We start from the raw sequence: 745 nt of genomic DNA, 5'->3' as shown, positions 1-745 counted from the left end.
TGCATCTGCGAGACACCCAGCCGCTCACCGATCTGCGCCTGCGTCAGCTCCTCCACGAACCGCAGATGCAGGATCAGCCGGTCCCGCTCCCCCAGCTCCGCGATCATCGGCGCCAACGCGTGGAAATCCTCCACCAGCTCCAGCGCCTGGTCCTGCGTCCCCAGGAAATCCTGAAGCGCGCTCTCCCCGTCCTCACTCCCACCGATCGCCGCGTCCAGCGAAGCCGAGTTGTAGCCGTTCGACGCCAGCCGCGCCTCGACCACCTCCTCCTCCGACAGACACATCAGCTCCGACAGCTCCCGCACCGTCGGCGTCCGCCCCAGCCGGCTGCGCAACTCCTCCGTCGCCCGCGCCAACTGCACCCGCGCCTCCTGAAGACGCCGCGGCACATGCACCGCCCACGACGTGTCCCGGAAGAACCGCTTGATCTCCCCCACGATGTACGGCACCGCGAACGACGTGAACTCCACCTCCCGCGTCAGCTCGAAACGGTCGATCGCCTTGATCAGACCGATCATGCCGACCTGGACGATGTCCTCCATCTCCTCCGCACCACGACTACGGAACCGCGCCGCCGCGAACCGCACCAGAGACATGTTCATCTCGATCAACGTGTTCCGCGCGTACTGGAACTCCGCCGAACCCTCCTCCAGCACCGCCAGCTGATCGAAGAACACCTTCGACAACTCACGCGCGTCCCTCGGCGCCACCCGCGAAGGATCGGCGACCTCGGGCAACTCGGACA

At 66.6% G+C, this 745-nt stretch carries 1 protein-coding gene; it reads right to left on the bottom strand.

The features are described 5' to 3' along the window. The coding region (locus NX794_RS35795) for a SigB/SigF/SigG family RNA polymerase sigma factor (RefSeq protein WP_309506070.1) at positions 1-737 on the bottom strand (737 nt) is incomplete at its 3' end. Between the last annotated feature and the right edge of the window lie 8 nt (positions 738-745).

The sequence above is a fragment of the Streptomyces pyxinicus genome (genome assembly GCF_024753135.1).
Classification (GTDB): domain Bacteria; phylum Actinomycetota; class Actinomycetes; order Streptomycetales; family Streptomycetaceae; genus Streptomyces; species Streptomyces pyxinicus.
This window is presented reverse-complemented; position numbering and strand designations above follow the sequence as displayed.